A 16,428-nucleotide genomic window follows, 5' to 3' on the forward strand; every position below is an offset into this window, starting at 1 on the left:
TAACTACGCCGCATACCGGTTAAAATTAAAATACATAAATGGAAGGTATATCAAATAATTTGTTAGATAAGCAAACACAGCGCCTTGCACGCCCCAAATTGGTATAAGCAAAGATGCCAATAAAACATATAACGCAGCAAAGCCAATTTCAGTGCCAACGTACCACTTAGTCGCGCCACGAGATATCATAGGATAAGCATATAACCAGCTAAGTATTTTTATTACATCACCAGATAGCTGGATAGCAAACAAATTTCTGGCATCGGAGAATTCTTCTGTAAATAGCACAGATATAGCGAAATCACGGGTCAAATAAATAAATGCAGCCATCAAAACAACAAGCGGCATTATCACTTTAGTTACACTACCAATCTCTTTTTTTATAGCGTCAATACCAACCAAACTTGCAAGAGCCGGTAAATAATAAGTTGAAAGCGCAATAGTCACAACACTTAGGTATACCTCAGATATCTTATAAACTGCTTGCCAATTTCCAGCACCTTCCCAGCCTACATGTGAAACTATCAAATTACGGACTATTATGATCGTCATAGGCAACGTAACTGCACTTGTAACCGCCATTAACACGTAACCTGATATTTTTTTTAAGTAAAAGGCGTCAACAGCACCCAAAAAAAACTTTAACTTTAACCAAGGTTGGGTTAAGCAGCTAAGGCATACAATAAGACCTACTAACATTGCCTGAATTGATGCAGCAATTAGCGCGCCATTAATTTTTTGATAATGAATAAGGGCAATCATGCAACCATTAGACACAACTACTGCAAACATACTAACAAGTATAAAGCGCTTGTATTGCCTTAACCCATTAATAATAGAGGAAAAAAATGTACCAGCTGCTGTTAAAGGCAAAGAGCAGATAACGAGAATAAGCAACCAATTATAATCACTGGTATGAAATAACCATAGTGACAACTCATCAATGAAAATAAGACAAGCAACAATAGAAAGTGAAATGGAAAACGCCACCCATTGCGCAGAAGCAACCCACCAGGGCTTGCACGCCTCAATATTGCCATTGCTTCCGCATTCTGCTGTATATCGCACTACTGCGTTCCCGGCTGCAGCATTCACAACGCCATTTAATCCGCTTATAAAGCTTTGGATTTGCCCCATCATAGCTAACCCGGTAGGGCCGCTATATATCGCTACTATTTTAGCGATGACAAAACCAAAGCCCATTCTTAACAGCGTCAACAGTGCTGTTAAGAATGATACTTTTAGAAGCAGCTTCATTATTTAAAGTTATTTATTATTTCTATCACTTCATCAACACTAACTTTATTTAACGTTGGGCTGATAGGAATAGAAAAAACTCTTTTATGAATATTTTCTGTAACAGGTAAAGATAAATGCTCGTAATTTTTATAAGCTTGTTGCTTATGAGGTGGAATAGGGTAATGAATTAATGTTTGAACGCCACGTTCAGACAAATAAGTGGTTACGGCTTCACGATTTTCATGTTGAACTACAAATAAATGCCACACATGGTTTTCGCGATGTTTGACATAGGGCGTTACCAAATCGGCCAGATTTAAATTGGCTAAATAGTGCTCAGCTATATCACGTCGAATTTCAATTTCTTTGTCGAGGAATTTTAATTTCACACGCAGCATAGCAGCTTGAATTTCATCTAAACGGCTATTCACACCCAAATATAAGTTTTCGTATTTTTTATGGCTACCGTAATTACGGATAGCTGATATTACATGAGCTAATTCGTCATCGTTAGTAGTGATTGCACCAGCATCGCCTAATGCTCCAAGATTTTTTCCTGGATAAAAACTAAAACCCGCAGCATGGCCCCAATTTCCGGCTTTCTTTCCATCAATACTCGCACCATGAGCTTGTGCACAGTCTTCTAAAACCAATAGATTATGCTTCGCAGCTAATGCCATTAACTCTGGCATAGGCGAAATAAGGCCATAAAGATGCACAGGAAGAATAGCTTTAGTTTTATCCGTAATTGCGGCTTCAACTTTCAAAGGACATAGATTATACGTTTGCTCGTCAGGCTCGACAAAAACAGGTGTAAGCCTATTCTCACTAATGGCTAAAACAGACGCAATATAAGTATTAGCCGGTACTATAACCTCATCACCATCTTGAAGTTTGCCAAGCTCTTTCCAAGCACGAAGTACTAGCACTAACGCATCAAGGCCATTCGCTACACCTATTGCATGCTTAGTGCCACAGTATGCTGCAAACTCTTGCTCAAATGCTTTGAGCTCTTCGCCCATTATGTACCAGCCAGAGTCTATTACCCTGGAGGCGGCTGCTTTTAGTTGATCTGCATACTGAGCATTTAAGGTTTTCAAATCAAGAAATGGGATCATTACTTTATATACCTAATAACTTTTGCGGGGTTTCCTACAACAACGGCGTTGTCCGGAACATCTTTTGTTACTACTGCACCAGCACCAACCATGGCATACTCACCAATCGTAATGCCTGGTAGAATTGTTGCGTTCGCACCAATGCTTGCGTGCTTCTTAACCGTTATTCCAGAAAATGACTCTGGATATTCCTTAGACCTAGGAAATAGATCATTCGTAAGTGTTACATTTGGACCAATGAAAACATTGTGCTCTATTCGAGTACCGTCCCACAACTGAACACCTGATTTTACAGTTACGTTATCGGCGATAATGACGTCGCCCTCTATCAATACATTTGCACAAATATTGCAGTCTTTACCTATTTTCGCTCCATTTAGTACAACAACAAACTGCCAAATTCTTGTGCCTTCGCCGATTGTATCAGATGCTACATCAGCTTTGGGATGGATATAACTCATACATTTACTGCCTTTAAAAAAGCATCATAGTCTCTTAAATAGTCACTTTCATCATAGTGCTCGCTGGCTAGCACCATTAGCACGCAATCATGTGAAAAATCATGCATTTCGCGCCAGACGCATGAATCGATGAGAAGGCCCTTTGTTGGAGAATTTAAAATTACAGACTCTTGCTTTTTGCCGTTATCTAACAGGAATCTACAACTTCCCTTCACTGCAATAGCAACTTGCTTTAATGCCTTGTGAGCATGAAAGCCCCTCGCAACACCGTCTTTTGTATTAAAAATATAATAAATTCGCTTAACATCAAATGGAATATTTTTCATACCCTCCAATGATACAAGGCTTCCTCTGTCATCACCTAGACATTTAAATTGAACAAGTTTGACAATAGTATTGTTATCATTTTCTTTATTTTCTATAAATTCCTCAAACTCAAAATTGGGCGCCAACTGATCTTTTTCATTAATTTTAATTTGCGAAACAGATGGCCATTTTATGTTTAACAAGGGAGACGACCACTTTAATGAACGCTCTGAATTTTTATTATAAAAATTAGTGGTTTTATATAGAAAGTGAGTATTATCTTCTAATGCCATGAAACCATGAGCAAAACCTGGCGGCACCCACAACATCTTTTTATTTTTCTCAGAAAGCTCTACTGCAACATGTTTACCATAGGTAGGTGAATGGGGCCTGATATCTACAGCGACATCAAAAGCACTGCCACGAACCACGCGAACTAACTTACCTTGTTCGTAGGGAGCGACCTGGTAATGTAATCCTCTAAGTACGCCTTTTTCAGAAACAGAATGATTATCCTGGACAAAAGTTACATCTGCAACGAGTTGACTAAATTTTTGTTGTTGCCAAGACTCGGTAAACCAACCTCGTTCGTCGCTGAAAATTGCAGGCTCAATTATTTTGACCTCTGCAATTTCTGTATCTATTACTTTCATAGCATTCACTTGTATAAGGTTAAGTTGTTTAACGCAGCTTGCCAATTCGATGGCGAAACAGCAAACGCGTGCTGAATTTTGCTGCAATCAAGCATAGAAAATGCCGGGCGCTTAGCAGGCGTCGGGTATTGGGCTGTGGTTATCGCATTCACCTTTGGCGCTTGAGCTATAAACTGCTGCTGTACTGCATGCTGAAAAATACTGCAGGCAAACTGATGCCAGCTAACGTAAGGCGCACCACTATAGTGGTAAATGCCATAGCGCTGCTCATTTTCAGTACTCAGTTGAGACACGATACTGATAATCGCATCAGCAATATCACCTGCGTAAGTTGGGCCGCCTATTTGGTCGGCCACCACGCCTAACTCTGGCCGGCTTTGTGCCAGGCGCAGCATGGTTTTGACAAAGTTGTTGCCATGCTCGGCAAATACCCAGGCGGTGCGCAGAATAAGGTGTTTTGCACAATATTTTACAACTTCTTGCTCGCCATTTAACTTGGTTTGGCCATACACGCTTTGCGGGTTAGTAGCGTCAGTTTCTACATAGGGTTTATCGCTTTGGCCATCGAACACGTAGTCGGTAGACACATGTATTAACACTGCATCTAATTTAACAGCGACTTTTGCCAGATTTTGCGGCCCGGTCTCGTTTATCGCTTTGGCGAGTTCTTGCTCTTGCTCAGCTTTATCTACCGCGGTATAGGCGGCAGCATTGATTATGACATCAGGGGCAAAAGCTAACAGGGTTTGTTCAACCTGTGCATTATTGGCAATATCAAGCGCGGCACGGTCTAAGGCCAGTAAGGTAACCTTATTAGCAAGCTTTTTAGCTAACTGATACCCCAACTGGCCATTAGCGCCTGTTAACGCAACTTTTAACTGTGGTGTTAGCTGCATGATACTAACCGGGTTAAATACTGACCGTATTCGTTCTTTAGCATCGGTTTGGCTAACTGCATCACCTGCTCGGTGGTTAACCAACCATTGCGCCAGGCAATTTCTTCCAGGCAAGCAATTTTAAGGCCTTGTACATGCTCTATGGTTTGTACAAAAGACGAGGCCTCATGCAAGCTTTCATGGGTGCCGGTATCTAGCCAGGCAAAACCACGGCCCAAAATTTCGACATTTAGCTTGCCGGCCTCCAGGTACATTTGGTTTAGTGTGGTTATTTCCAACTCGCCACGGGCCGAGGGTTTAACCTGCTTAGCCATCTCTACCACGCTGTTGTCATAAAAATACAAGCCGGTAACGGCATAATTAGACTTAGGCTTGGCGGGTTTTTCTTCGATTGATACAGCCTTCATGTCTTTATCAAACTCGACCACACCAAAGCGCTCGGGGTCTTTAACCATATAACCAAATACTGTTGCACCACTATCACGTGCCGCCGCATTTTTAAGTGTTTTTGAAAATGACTGGCCATAGTAAATATTGTCGCCAAGCACCAAACAGGCATTGTCATTACCAATGAATTCTTCGCCAATTAAAAATGCTTGCGCCAGGCCGTCTGGGCTTGGCTGCACGGCGTAGCTAAAGTTAACGCCAAAAGCACTACCGTCACCCAATAACCGCTTAAAGCCATCTATATCGTCTGGAGTAGAGATAATTAAAATGTCGCGAATACCCGCCAGCATTAATGTTGAGATCGGGTAATAAACCATGGGTTTGTCGTAAATAGGCAGCAGTTGCTTAGAAACACCGCGAGTAATGGGGTACAACCGTGTACCCGAGCCACCTGCCAATACAATACCTTTATATGCCATACTTAAGCTCCCTGCCCTAAACGTTCCAATTTATAGCTGCCGTCCAGTACGGCTTGCCACCAGTCTTTGTTCGCTAAATACCACTGCACAGTTTTGCGTAAACCGGTTTCAAAGGTTTCTTCTGGCTTCCAGCCTAATTCCCGTTCTATTTTGCTTGCGTCAATGGCGTAGCGCAGGTCATGGCCTGGCCTATCGGTTACGTGAGTTATGAGAGATGAATGTTTAGTGTTGAGTGGGTAGCCACGTTCATGCATTGGCGCTAATTCGTCCATCAGCTCGCAAATGGCATGCACCACCTCGATATTTTGCTTTTCGTTATGGCCACCAATATTGTAGGTTTCACCGACAACACCTTCGGTGACTACCTTATACAAAGCGCGGGCATGGTCTTCTACATACAGCCAATCGCGGATCTGGTTGCCTTTGCCATATACCGGCAACGGTTTACCCGACAGGGCATTTAAAATCATTAGTGGTATGAGTTTTTCCGGGAAATGATAAGGGCCATAGTTATTCGAACAGTTAGTGACGATTACCGGCAAACCATAAGTACGCTGCCAGGCACGCACTAAATGGTCTGAACTGGCTTTACTGGCTGAGTAAGGGCTGCTGGGGGCATAAGGCGTCGTTTCAGTGAATAAATCATCCGTACCGTGCAAATCGCCGTATACTTCATCGGTAGAGATATGATGAAAGCGAAAGGCGGTTTTACGGCCTTCCGGTAAGGCTTTCCAATAATTACGCGCAGCTTCAAGCAAGGTGTAAGTGCCAATGATGTTAGTTTCAATAAAGGCCGCCGGGCCATCGATTGAACGGTCGACGTGGCTTTCAGCCGCTAAATGCATCACCGCATCTGGCTGATACTTTTCAAACAAGGCTTTCATCGCCTCTGCATTGCATATATCGGCTTGTTCAAACACATATCGGCTGTTTTGTGCTACATCAGCAACTGAATTTAAGTTGCCGGCATAGGTCAGTTTATCGACATTAACTACCGAGTTGTCGGTATTATTTATAATGTGGCGTACCACAGCCGAACCAATAAAGCCCGCCCCACCTGTTACTAACACTTTCATTTTAATGTTTCCGGTTTATTTTCTGAAAAAATATCTGGCTAATACCACTAACACTGACAAGATGCCACCAAGCATAACCGCTAGAATGCACATTAATGCTCTGGCAGGTTTTGCTTTTCTCTCGGCGACAACTGCAGGGTCAACGGTTTTAAAAACATATTCATCACGCACATTGGCTAACATTACTGTTTTGGTTTGTTCCTCTATCAATGAGAACAGCATGGTTCTTATATCAGCGATGTTGGTTTGTGCGATTTGGTTATTAAGATAGGCAATACTGCGTTCAGCTTCAGCTAACTCGCGCTCGCGCATTTCTTCATTTATAGCGACAACTAATTTATCAACCCATTGTTTAGCAAGGAATGGTGAATAGTGTTCAATACTTAGCTTTACCATGCCTGAAGCTTTGTCCTGATTAACGGTAAATAGCTTTTTAAACTCTTCAAAGGTTTCCTGAATGCTTGGCTTTGCCTCAAAGGGCGGCTTTACTTCGCGTAGCCATTGCTGCGAGGTTGTATCGAAGGTGTCTTTGTCAATTACAAGTTGATTATCCGGTCGGCTCCAGCCCTTTGCAGCCATTATTGGCACGAATAAATCGTTTTGTTCGATAAAACGCCCGATAAACTCGCGTGACTTTAAGATCTCCAATGCAAGCGCCGTCTTATCACCGCCCCCAGCCCCACCCAAGTTGACACCCGCTAATGCGGCCAAACCGCCTAGCTGGCCTGGTATTTTTAGGCTACCGTCATCAGTTACAGGCGACAGTAGCACTTCACTTTTATAAACGTTGGGCAAGCTTAACGCATAAAATACCGACGCAACGGCAAATACAGCAGTTACTGTGATAATAATCCACTTGCCCTGCCAGATAACGGCAAATAACTCGCGCAAGTCGATTTCGTCGTCGGCGGTATGGGGTTTAACGTTTTCAGTCATGGTTTTCCTTTAGTAGTGACTAGCTGGCTTTGCCAGCAGTGACTAGTTCGCTGTGCGAACGGTAACGAACTTCCTGCGGAAGCGGTAACTTTTAACTGCAGTGACAAGCTCGCATTGCGAGCGGTAACTAGCTGGCTTTGCCAGCGGTCACTAGTCGGCCTTGCCGACGGTCACTGTTGCCTACAGGCAACCTGTCACTGCTGCGTTAGGAGCTGGTCACCAGCAGTCATACTGCGGGTCACTGCCTTTCAATTAAAACGAATTAAGTGCTGCCAGTGCTACTGCAGATTGATAGAAGATCTGGGTAACGGTTGCCCACAAACTTAAATTGTCTTTATATTCGGTATCCAGCGGTACAATAATGGTGTCACCCGGCATTAGCTGGCTGCGCGATACGCTAAACCAGCTGTTTTGCGGCAACATAACCGAACCGTCGGCGCGGATAACATAAATCCGCTCGTCGTCGGCGCGTTTACGCAAACCGCCAGCCAACTCCAAATACTGCTGCACACTTTTACCGGCATCAAACCTGTGAGTACTGGTATGTTGTACTTCGCCCACTACACTGATAGAGCGGTTGATGCGCGGTATACGCAGCACATCGCCGTGCTCTACCGTGATATCAAACGCCGGGTTACCTGCCATGGCCTGCTCTAAGTCGACCACTAAACGGCCGACTGGCTTTATTTTTTCAATCTCTCTTAACATTAACATGGCGTCTGCAGGCGTAATTTGACTGTCTTGCGCCGCCAGTGCGCGGGTCGCTACATCTGAGCGCAGCTGCTCTAACAACTTGGCGTATTGCACAGTTTCACGCTCTTTCACCTGTTCACGGGTAAAAATGGCACCGAACACAAAGGCGTTGTCGGTAACACCGCCGGCACGGGCTAATACCTGTGACAGGCTTTCGCCTTGCTGAATAAGGTATTTACCGGGGAAGCGCACTTCGCCTTCCAGTGTGATTTCACGTAGTTGCTCCCAGGCTGGCACGCTGAAGATATTTAACCGGTCACGGTTTTGTAGCAGCAGGTTGCTACTACCATCAGCCAGTTGCTGCAGGTTCAGTTGCTGATGGCTTACTTCTACACCATTACGGTTATCGGCCTGTTTTACCACCCGGCTCAGTTCAGCGCGGCTGATATAAGCCGATTCGGTTAAGCCGCCCGCGGCTGCAATAAGATCGGCTACTTTAGCGCCAGCGGTTAGCGGATACTCACCCGGTACCCGCACCGCGCCGGCCACTGACACCAGTGCTAGCTCGTTATCGTTACGGGCTTGTAGCTTAAGCTGCTGAATAATGGGGTATAACAATTCTGTACGGGTTAAATGCTGGCTTAATTTTACGCTTGCAGCATCTGTGAATAACGTGCTGTATAGCTGGTTAAGCTCGGCCGTTAGCAGAGCTTGCTGCTCTTCTGTCGTTAGCATTAGTACATTTGATTGAGCAGTAGTTACCTCATCGACAGTCTCCGGACCAACCTGTTGTGTTAATTGCGCGAAAGCGTTGCTTGCAAGATCGGCCATTAACCAGCGCTGCTCGCTATTTAACATCAGTTTGTCACTGATATTGTCGCGGATAAGTTTATTTAGCTCGTCACGCTGATAACTTTGGTTGGCGTAATGAAACAGTAAAATGCGATCGCGGGGTTGCAGTGCTAAGTCGGCTGCTGAACCAGGGTTAGCAATAACCTCTGATGGGCTAAAGTGTAGAAAGCTGCTTATGGTGCCGGGTTTGGCTTCACGCACGATCAGGGCGTAGTCCAGATCGGCGCTGGGCAGTAAATCTGTCCAGTGGTTATTAATTAAATTGCTAACTTTAATACCGCTGCGCCAGGCATAAAAGCCCGGCCGTGCCGAAGCACCGGCAATAACAATTTGGTTGCCAGCTTGGCGCGATGCGGCGTCTAAACGCAGTACATCACCATTTTTTACTGCTTGTTGGCGGTTAACGTTTTGAGTTAAGTCGAGGTTTTGCAGCGCCAGTACATTGTTTGTAAAGCGCTCTAACACCGCTGTCTGCGGGTAAGCGCCGGCTTTGGCACCGCCGGCCATTGCCAGCAGATCGCCTAAGGTTTCACCGGCTTTAACTTCGTAAATGGCTGGCCGTTTTACTTCGCCACGTACTTCGGCCAGCGTGCTGACGGGTGCAACAAACACCACATCACCGTGCTGCAGGTGGACGTCGTTTTTATTGTCACCTTTAAGCAGCAAGTCATACAAATCGAACTGGCTGACCGTTTTACCGGCTCGTTTTACCGTTATTTCGCGCAGGCTACCAATATCAGACACGCCACCAGCGACAAACAACGCCTGGGTTACTGTGGTTAAGGCTGATACTGCATAGGCACCGGGGTACTTAGCTTCGCCGGCAACAAACACATTAATAGTGCGCAGTTGCCCCATACTAATAGCCGCCTCTACGCCAATGCTGGCTTGTTTAACCCGGTCGGCAATCAGCTTGCTGGCAGTAGCAAAATTTAACCCGCCCACTGCTATGGGACCAACATCTGGCACAAATACCTGGCCATCGCGGCTAACCGCAAGTGTTAGGGTACTGCTTTGCTTGCCATACAACTGTAATAACAGCTGATCATCAGCGCCTAAAATATAGTTATCTGGCACTGGCATGGCAGACACCGGTGCAAAGGTACTGATGTCGGCATCAAATAAGTTAAGACCAAAGCGGGTAGGCTCGTCCGATTTGCGCTGCGCCTGATTAGGTTCAAGCTCTTGTTCTTGTTTTTGCAGCCGCCGCGGTTGAGTAAGTGGCTCAACCTGATTGCTATTTGTCGCAGCAGTGTTGCCCGATTGGCGCAGCATCGACACATCAAAACCATATTGTTTCGCTAGCCTTTCTTGTTCGGCCCGTGGCAGTTGCTTGAACTGCTCCAGCATGGCTGGCGATGGAGATAGCGCCTGAGCTGAAGCGGCACCTATACTTAACGCTAGCGCTAAGCAGACAAACTGAACAAATTTAAGCACCCGTAAACTCCAGTGTTGTTATTGATCCTGACGGCTTAATTAGCTTGTTGCAGACACGCTACCGCCATTAGGTTACAGCATCCTAATGCCTGACAGTACCCGTCTGGTTGTACACTTTGCTTTTAGCGCCGTGGTAAATGCATGTACTATGACCACGGCTCTGGTAAAAAACTGCAGAATTTTAGCGTTTTTTTACCGATTAATCGAATGTTATTACCCTTTGTTGGCCGGTAAAAAGGTATTAGCTGTTATTTTCAGCACTCTTGGCTTTTATTGCGCTATTGTCTACTGAGGTTTCTAGCCACTGCCCCAATAAACTCACCAACACTATGCTGCGCTTTTCACCGTCCTGGGTATTAAATACGGCATTAAGGCCGGCAAATGGGCCGGTTAAAATATCTACCGCATCACCAGCATTTAATACCGGTGGTACAACTTGTTGTTTTTGGCTGATTTGTTGCTCGGTTAACAACGCGACTAATTGCTGTGGCACGGTAGCTAACTGGGTGCCAAAACGGACAAAATCGGTAATGCCGCGGGTAGCGCGAATAGCGCGCGTATTAAGCTCTTGGCCTGTTGGCACATGTAAAAACAGATAACGCGGGAATAAGGGCTCGGTAACTTCGCACCAGCGGTTGGCACGCAGCTTTTGTAGCGTAATTTGCGGCACAAACGTATGAAAGCCCTGGTTGGCTAAATGCTGCTGCGCCCGTAATTCCTGACGCGGCTTGCAATACAGCAAATACCATAAGGCGGCTGGCTTTTGTGTCATATGCATGTCCTTTGCTGAAACGATACTGACTGTTTCATTGTTGGCGGCAAGCTTAAGACGCGTGGCATGACCTGTCAACGCTAATCAATTTCAGTTGTTGCTCGCATCAGCCAAACACATTAACGCTTGCTGCCAGGACAGCAAGCTTACACCAAAGGTTGTACTAAACAGCTGACTGTTAAGTGCGGAATACGCCGGCCGTTTTACACTGTCGGCCCATTTTTTGCTGCTCACTGCCGTAAGCACGGGTGTAAGCTGGTGTGCGGCAAAAATGGCACAGGCAAACTGATGCCAACTTACAGCAGGTGCTGAGGCTAAATGATAGATGCCATAAGAAAATTGCGCTTTGTCGCTTTGGTTATACTGCGCCAGCACCTGAAGCACGGCATTGGCAACATCGCCGGCATAGGTTGGGCAGCCTGTTTCGTCATTCACCACGCTAATGCCGCTGCCTTTTTGCGCCAAAGCCAGCATAGTGCGGTAAAAGTTATGGCCGTATTGGCTAAACAGCCAACTGGTGCGAAAAATAAGGTAGCGCTGGCAGTGCTGCTGTATCGCCTGCTCTGCTAACAGCTTACTCTGGCCATAAGCATTAAATGGTGCGGTGCTGTCGGCTTCAACATAAGCACTGCCTTTTTCGCCGTTAAACACATAGTCGGTAGAAAACTGCACCAGCAAACACTGTGCTTTGGCGCAAAGCTGTGCCAACTGCGCAACCGCATCGGCATTAATGTGCATGCATCGCTCGGCTTGTTGCTCGGCCAGCGCGACTTTGGTGTAGGCGGCGCAATTAATCACCGCATCGGGCTGATACTCGGTAATAAGCTGCTTAAGCGCTTTGCTGTCGGTGATATCATGCTGGGTATGGTTTAGCGCCAGGCTATTATTGCCCCGCCAAAATGGGCTTTGGCAAAACGCCTGGCCTAACTGACCGCCCGCGCCTAATAGCAATAGCTTCATGGCAGTAGGTTCATCTAAGTGCCTGTTTAAAACCCGGTGCTGTAGCATCTTTGTCAGATAACAGCTTAGGTATCGCAGGCCAGGCTATTGCGAGGTCCGCATCATTCCAGATAAAGCTTCCCTCGTCATTGGCGTTGTAATACCGGCTGGTTTTATACAACACATCGGCCACGTCAGACAGCACTAAGAAACCGTGCGCAAAGCCCGGCGCCAGCCATAACTGCTTTGGTTGATGCTCCGATAATACCTCGCCATGCCACTGGCCAAAAGTAGGCGAACCGGGGCGGATATCGACGGCGACATCGAAAATTTCACCGCGCAGCACACTAATTAACTTGCCCTGTGCATGATTGCGCTGAAAGTGCATGCCACGCAGCACGCCTTTAACCGAGCGTGACCAGTTATCCTGCACCAATGGCGTAGTAATACCGGCAGAACTGTAATCGGTGGCGCGGAATATTTCCTGAAAAAAGCCGCGGTTATCGCTAAAGCGTTTTGGCTCAAGCAGCACACAGCCAGCCAGAGGTGTGTGAATAATTTTCATGAATAATGCTGCTTTGGCGCTAGCTTAAGCGTATGCGCTAGCTTAGGCGTATGCGCTAGCGGGTCAGTAAGCACTAACCCGCAACGCGGTCCAACAGTCAAAGCATTAGAGGCGTAAATCGCTATCACGGCTATCAAGCACATATTTTAAGTCGTACAAAATGCTGTCGGGTTTCATTAGCGCGCGAATGCCTGCTGCGCCCAGGGTGCGAAATTCTTTATGCCCCACCGCCAGTATCACCGCATCATACGTGCCCTGCTCTGGCTTTGTGAGCGGCGTAATACCATATTCGTGCTGCGCTTCTTCGCTATTCACCCAGGGGTCGAACACATCAGCCTGTACACCGTATTCTTTTAGCTCGGTTAAAATATCCACCACCTTGGTGTTGCGAATATCCGGGCAGTTTTCTTTAAAGGTTAACCCCATGACCAGCACTTTGGCGCCAGCGACATGAATGCGGCGCTTTATCATAGCTTTTACCAGCTCGCTTACCACATAACGGCCCATGCTGTCGTTAATTCGCCGGCCGGCCAGAATCACTTCTGGGTGATAGCCAATGGCTTGGGCTTTATGCGTTAAGTAGTATGGGTCTACGCCGATGCAGTGGCCGCCCACTAAGCCAGGGCGAAACGGTAAAAAATTCCACTTGGTACCGGCAGCTAACAGCACTTCTTCGGTATCGATACCGAGTTTATTGAAAATGACTGCCAGCTCGTTAATTAGCGCAATGTTTAAATCGCGCTGGGTGTTTTCAATCACCTTAGCGGCCTCAGCCACGCGGATTGAGCTGGCTTTATAGGTGCCTGCGGTAATAATGCTACGGTATAAGCTGTCGACAAACTCAGCGATGTCTGGCGTTGAGCCTGAGGTGACTTTTTTAATGGTAGTGACCCGATGCTCTTTGTCACCCGGGTTTATCCGCTCCGGGCTATAGCCGGCAAAAAAATCGACGTTGTATTTAAGGCCAGATACGCGCTCAATCACCGGAATACAGTCTTCTTCGGTGGCGCCCGGGTACACGGTAGACTCGTAAATGACTACATCACCGGCTTTAATCACTTTGCCTAAGGTTTCTGATGCCTTTACCAGTGGCGTTAAATCCGGCTGGCGGTGCTCGTCTATCGGTGTGGGCACGGTAACAATAAACACGTTGGCGCGGCGTAAGTCGTTTATATCTGCGCTGTAGCTAAGCTTAGTGGCCTCTGACAGCTCTTCTGCGCTGACTTCCAACGTATGGTCTTCGCCACGCTGTAACTCACTGATGCGCGACTGGTTAATGTCAAAACCCAAGGTAGCGTAGTGTTTACCAAACTCGACCGCCAATGGCAGGCCAACGTAGCCCAGGCCGATAATGGCAATCTGGCTGTCTGCAAGTGTTCTCATGCTGTATTCCTGTGTAAGTCCTTTTAGCTGTAATGTATTTTGTTACTTATTGCTGCTGAATATACCATGGCATCGCCCGCTTTATGCCATCGAGAATGCGATACTCTGGCGCGTAGCCCAGCAGCGTTTTGGCTTTACTAATATCCGCCTGCGAATGGCGCACATCGCCTGGGCGAAACTCGCCGTATTTCGCCGCTTTGCTGTATACAATGCCGTTGTCGGCCAAGCTTTGGCGAATGGCCGCAAATAATTCGTTTAGTGTGGTTCTATCCCCAAGCGCCACGTTTACCACTTCACTCTGGCTTATTGTCGCCAGTGCAGCGCGGATATTAGCCTGCACGGCATTTGCGACAAAGCAGAAATCGCGGCTGGTTTCACCATCGCCGTTAATGACTACGTCATCGCCTGCGATCATCGCTGCTGTCCATTTCGGGATCACCGCGGCATAAGCGCCGTTAGGGTCTTGCCGCGGGCCAAACACATTAAAGTAGCGCAGGCCAATGCTGTGAAAGCCATAAGTACGGGAGAACACATCAGCGTATAACTCGTTGACATATTTTGTAATGGCATAAGGTGACAGCGGTTTGCCGATAACCTCTTCTACCTTGGGCAGCGCAGGATGGTCACCATAGGTAGAACTTGAGGCGGCATACACAAAGCGTTTAACCCCGGCATCACGCGATGCAACCAGCATATTTAAAAAACCGCTGATGTTGGTGTCGTTAGTGGTGATGGGGTCGTTAATTGAGCGTGGCACAGAGCCAAGCGCGGCCTGATGCAGCACATAGTCCACCCCCTGACAGGCCTGCTGACAGTCGGCCAGTTTACGAATATCGCCGTTGATAAAGCGAAAATTGGCCCACTGCGCGCTGCTTACCAGGCCTTGCACTTCGTCCAGATTGCGCTGATGGCCGGTGGCAAAGTTATCCAGGCCTATCACTTTTTGGTTAGCTTTTAACAGCACCTCAAGCAGATTTGAGCCGATAAAACCGGCGCAGCCGGTAACCAGCCAGGTGTGTGATGCCTTAGCTAAGGCGGCATTAATATCCATATTGTTACTCTCCTTGTATTAGCTTTTTTGTACGCCCAAGGCGCACCTTGCTATGCTAAACACCCGCTTTAATGGCGTCGATTATACGCTGACAGGCCTTGCCATCGCCATAGGGGTTGTGGGCAAAGCTCATGCTGTCGTAATACGCCTGATCTGTTAGTAGGCGGCTGGCCTCGGTCACTATTTTGGCTTTGTCAGTCCCGACCAGTTTTACGGTACCGGCAGCCACGGCTTCTGGCCGCTCGGTGGTGTCACGCATCACCAGTACCGGTTTACCTAAAGATGGCGCTTCTTCCTGAATCCCGCCCGAGTCGGTCAGCACTAAGGTGGCGCGGCTCATTAAATAAACGAACGGCAGATAATCTTGCGGTTCAATTAAATGCACATTAGCGGAACCTGATAACAGGCGATATACCGGCTCGCGCACATTGGGGTTTAAATGCACCGGGTAGACAATATCGCAATCAGGGAAATTGGTTGCCAATTGTTTAAGTGCCGCGCAAATATTGTCAAAGCCGGCACCAAAGCTTTCACGACGATGGCCGGTAACCAAAATAAGCTTGCGGCCGTTTTGGCCGTAAGGGAATTTTTCGGCAAACGCCTGATTAAGTGCAGAATCGCTGTCTATTTTCGCCACCACCTGCAGCAGTGCGTCGATCACCGTATTGCCAGTCACATAAATATGCGCCGGATTCACCTGCTCGTTTAACAGGTTTTGCTTCGACGTTTCAGTGGGCGCAAAGTGGTAACGGGTTAAAGCACCGGTAAGTTTACGATTGGCTTCTTCCGGCCAGGGGCTGTAAATATTACCAGTACGCAGGCCGGCCTCAACATGGCCAACGGCAATTTTTTCGTAGTAGCAGGCCAGTGCGGCAGCAAAGGTGGTGCTGGTGTCGCCGTGCACTAATACCACGTCGGGTTTAAAGTCGCGTAGCACCGGCTTAATATTCAGCAAAATACTGGTGGTTACGTCATACAGATCCTGACCGGCTTTCATAATCGCCAGATCGTACTCAGGTTTAATGGCAAACAGCTGCAATACCTGGTCGAGCATTTCTCTGTGCTGACCGGTAACACAGACCCGGCTGTCGATATCACTTTGCTGCTTAAGCAAATTTACCAGCGGCGCCATTTTGATGGCTTCAGGCCGGGTGCCAAACACACTAAGAACTTTAATCATCACAG

Annotated in this window: 15 protein-coding genes; all 15 read right to left on the reverse strand. The window is 46.9% G+C overall.

All coding sequences use genetic code 11. The annotated features are described in order from the left end of the window. Positions 1 to 3: 3 nt before the first annotated feature. Positions 4 to 1,257, reverse strand: a complete 1,254-nt coding sequence (locus ABGI61_RS07570; protein WP_347599276.1) for an O-antigen translocase — start codon at positions 1,255 to 1,257, stop codon at positions 4 to 6. Next, positions 1,257 to 2,357, reverse strand: coding sequence for a DegT/DnrJ/EryC1/StrS family aminotransferase (locus ABGI61_RS07575; RefSeq protein WP_347599279.1), 1,101 nt, complete (start codon positions 2,355 to 2,357; stop codon positions 1,257 to 1,259). Before ABGI61_RS07575 ends, ABGI61_RS07570 begins: the two co-directional genes overlap by 1 nt. Further along, positions 2,357 to 2,818, reverse strand: coding sequence for an acyltransferase (locus ABGI61_RS07580; RefSeq protein WP_347599282.1), 462 nt, complete (start codon positions 2,816 to 2,818; stop codon positions 2,357 to 2,359). Before ABGI61_RS07580 ends, ABGI61_RS07575 begins: the two co-directional genes overlap by 1 nt. Next, positions 2,815 to 3,777: a dTDP-4-dehydrorhamnose 3,5-epimerase gene (gene rfbC, locus ABGI61_RS07585; RefSeq protein ID WP_347599286.1), complete on the reverse strand. Its 963-nt coding sequence runs from the start codon at positions 3,775 to 3,777 to the stop codon at positions 2,815 to 2,817. Before rfbC (ABGI61_RS07585) ends, ABGI61_RS07580 begins: the two co-directional genes overlap by 4 nt. A gap of 5 nt (positions 3,778 to 3,782) precedes the next feature. Beyond that, positions 3,783 to 4,673, reverse strand: a complete 891-nt coding sequence (gene rfbD, locus ABGI61_RS07590; protein ID WP_347599289.1) for a dTDP-4-dehydrorhamnose reductase — start codon at positions 4,671 to 4,673, stop codon at positions 3,783 to 3,785. Beyond that, positions 4,664 to 5,539 (reverse strand): glucose-1-phosphate thymidylyltransferase RfbA, encoded by an 876-nt coding sequence (rfbA, locus tag ABGI61_RS07595; protein WP_347599292.1) that lies wholly within the window; start codon positions 5,537 to 5,539, stop codon positions 4,664 to 4,666. The genes rfbD (ABGI61_RS07590) and rfbA overlap by 10 nt, the downstream gene beginning before the upstream one ends. Before the next feature lie 2 nt (positions 5,540 to 5,541). Continuing rightward, positions 5,542 to 6,615, reverse strand: coding sequence for a dTDP-glucose 4,6-dehydratase (rfbB, locus tag ABGI61_RS07600; protein WP_347599295.1), 1,074 nt, complete (start codon positions 6,613 to 6,615; stop codon positions 5,542 to 5,544). A 15-nt stretch (positions 6,616 to 6,630) separates the two neighbouring features. Further along, on the reverse strand, positions 6,631 to 7,551 hold the full coding sequence (locus ABGI61_RS07605; protein WP_347599298.1) for a Wzz/FepE/Etk N-terminal domain-containing protein: 921 nt from the start codon (positions 7,549 to 7,551) through the stop codon (positions 6,631 to 6,633). Positions 7,552 to 7,803: 252 nt separating this feature from the next. After that, entirely contained in the window at positions 7,804 to 10,533 is a 2,730-nt protein-coding gene (locus tag ABGI61_RS07610) for an SLBB domain-containing protein (protein ID WP_347599302.1), read from the reverse strand. Positions 10,534 to 10,774: 241 nt separating this feature from the next. Further along, positions 10,775 to 11,305, reverse strand: a complete 531-nt coding sequence (gene rfaH, locus ABGI61_RS07615) for a transcription/translation regulatory transformer protein RfaH (RefSeq protein WP_347599305.1) — start codon at positions 11,303 to 11,305, stop codon at positions 10,775 to 10,777. Between the two features lie 90 nt (positions 11,306 to 11,395). Beyond that, positions 11,396 to 12,265 (reverse strand): dTDP-4-dehydrorhamnose reductase, encoded by an 870-nt coding sequence (gene rfbD, locus ABGI61_RS07620; protein WP_347599308.1) that lies wholly within the window; start codon positions 12,263 to 12,265, stop codon positions 11,396 to 11,398. Between the two features lie 10 nt (positions 12,266 to 12,275). Further along, a complete protein-coding gene (rfbC, locus tag ABGI61_RS07625) occupies positions 12,276 to 12,809 on the reverse strand; it encodes a dTDP-4-dehydrorhamnose 3,5-epimerase (protein WP_347599310.1) in 534 nt (177 codons plus the stop codon). A gap of 105 nt (positions 12,810 to 12,914) precedes the next feature. Continuing rightward, a complete protein-coding gene (tviB, locus tag ABGI61_RS07630) occupies positions 12,915 to 14,192 on the reverse strand; it encodes a Vi polysaccharide biosynthesis UDP-N-acetylglucosamine C-6 dehydrogenase TviB (protein WP_347599313.1) in 1,278 nt (425 codons plus the stop codon). A gap of 46 nt (positions 14,193 to 14,238) precedes the next feature. After that, complete coding sequence (locus ABGI61_RS07635) at positions 14,239 to 15,243, reverse strand: SDR family oxidoreductase (protein WP_347599316.1); 1,005 nt, start codon at positions 15,241 to 15,243, stop codon at positions 14,239 to 14,241. Positions 15,244 to 15,298: 55 nt separating this feature from the next. Beyond that, complete coding sequence (gene wecB / locus ABGI61_RS07640) at positions 15,299 to 16,423, reverse strand: non-hydrolyzing UDP-N-acetylglucosamine 2-epimerase (RefSeq protein ID WP_347599319.1); 1,125 nt, start codon at positions 16,421 to 16,423, stop codon at positions 15,299 to 15,301. Between the last annotated feature and the right edge of the window lie 5 nt (positions 16,424 to 16,428).

Origin of the sequence: Rheinheimera fenheensis, from assembly GCF_039871805.1 — a bacterium.
In the GTDB taxonomy this organism is placed as follows: domain Bacteria; phylum Pseudomonadota; class Gammaproteobacteria; order Enterobacterales; family Alteromonadaceae; genus Alishewanella; species Alishewanella fenheensis.

Excerpts from the sequence above, each read along its gene's own strand:
- ABGI61_RS07605 (WP_347599298.1), bottom strand. The coding sequence starts at position 7,551 with ATGACTGAAAACGTTAAACCCCATACCGCCGACGACGAAATCGACTTG.
- rfbD (WP_347599289.1), bottom strand. The coding sequence starts at position 4,673 with ATGCAGCTAACACCACAGTTAAAAGTTGCGTTAACAGGCGCTAATGGC.
- rfbA (WP_347599292.1), bottom strand. The coding sequence starts at position 5,539 with ATGGCATATAAAGGTATTGTATTGGCAGGTGGCTCGGGTACACGGTTG.
- rfaH (WP_347599305.1), bottom strand. The coding sequence starts at position 11,305 with ATGACACAAAAGCCAGCCGCCTTATGGTATTTGCTGTATTGCAAGCCG.
- rfbB (WP_347599295.1), bottom strand. The coding sequence starts at position 6,615 with ATGAAAGTGTTAGTAACAGGTGGGGCGGGCTTTATTGGTTCGGCTGTG.
- ABGI61_RS07580 (WP_347599282.1), bottom strand. The coding sequence starts at position 2,818 with ATGAGTTATATCCATCCCAAAGCTGATGTAGCATCTGATACAATCGGC.
- tviB (WP_347599313.1), bottom strand. The coding sequence starts at position 14,192 with ATGAGAACACTTGCAGACAGCCAGATTGCCATTATCGGCCTGGGCTAC.
- wecB (WP_347599319.1), bottom strand. The coding sequence starts at position 16,423 with ATGATTAAAGTTCTTAGTGTGTTTGGCACCCGGCCTGAAGCCATCAAA.
- ABGI61_RS07570 (WP_347599276.1), bottom strand. The coding sequence starts at position 1,257 with ATGAAGCTGCTTCTAAAAGTATCATTCTTAACAGCACTGTTGACGCTG.
- rfbC (WP_347599310.1), bottom strand. The coding sequence starts at position 12,809 with ATGAAAATTATTCACACACCTCTGGCTGGCTGTGTGCTGCTTGAGCCA.
- ABGI61_RS07635 (WP_347599316.1), bottom strand. The coding sequence starts at position 15,243 with ATGGATATTAATGCCGCCTTAGCTAAGGCATCACACACCTGGCTGGTT.
- ABGI61_RS07575 (WP_347599279.1), bottom strand. The coding sequence starts at position 2,357 with ATGATCCCATTTCTTGATTTGAAAACCTTAAATGCTCAGTATGCAGAT.
- rfbD (WP_347599308.1), bottom strand. The coding sequence starts at position 12,265 with ATGAAGCTATTGCTATTAGGCGCGGGCGGTCAGTTAGGCCAGGCGTTT.
- rfbC (WP_347599286.1), bottom strand. The coding sequence starts at position 3,777 with ATGAAAGTAATAGATACAGAAATTGCAGAGGTCAAAATAATTGAGCCT.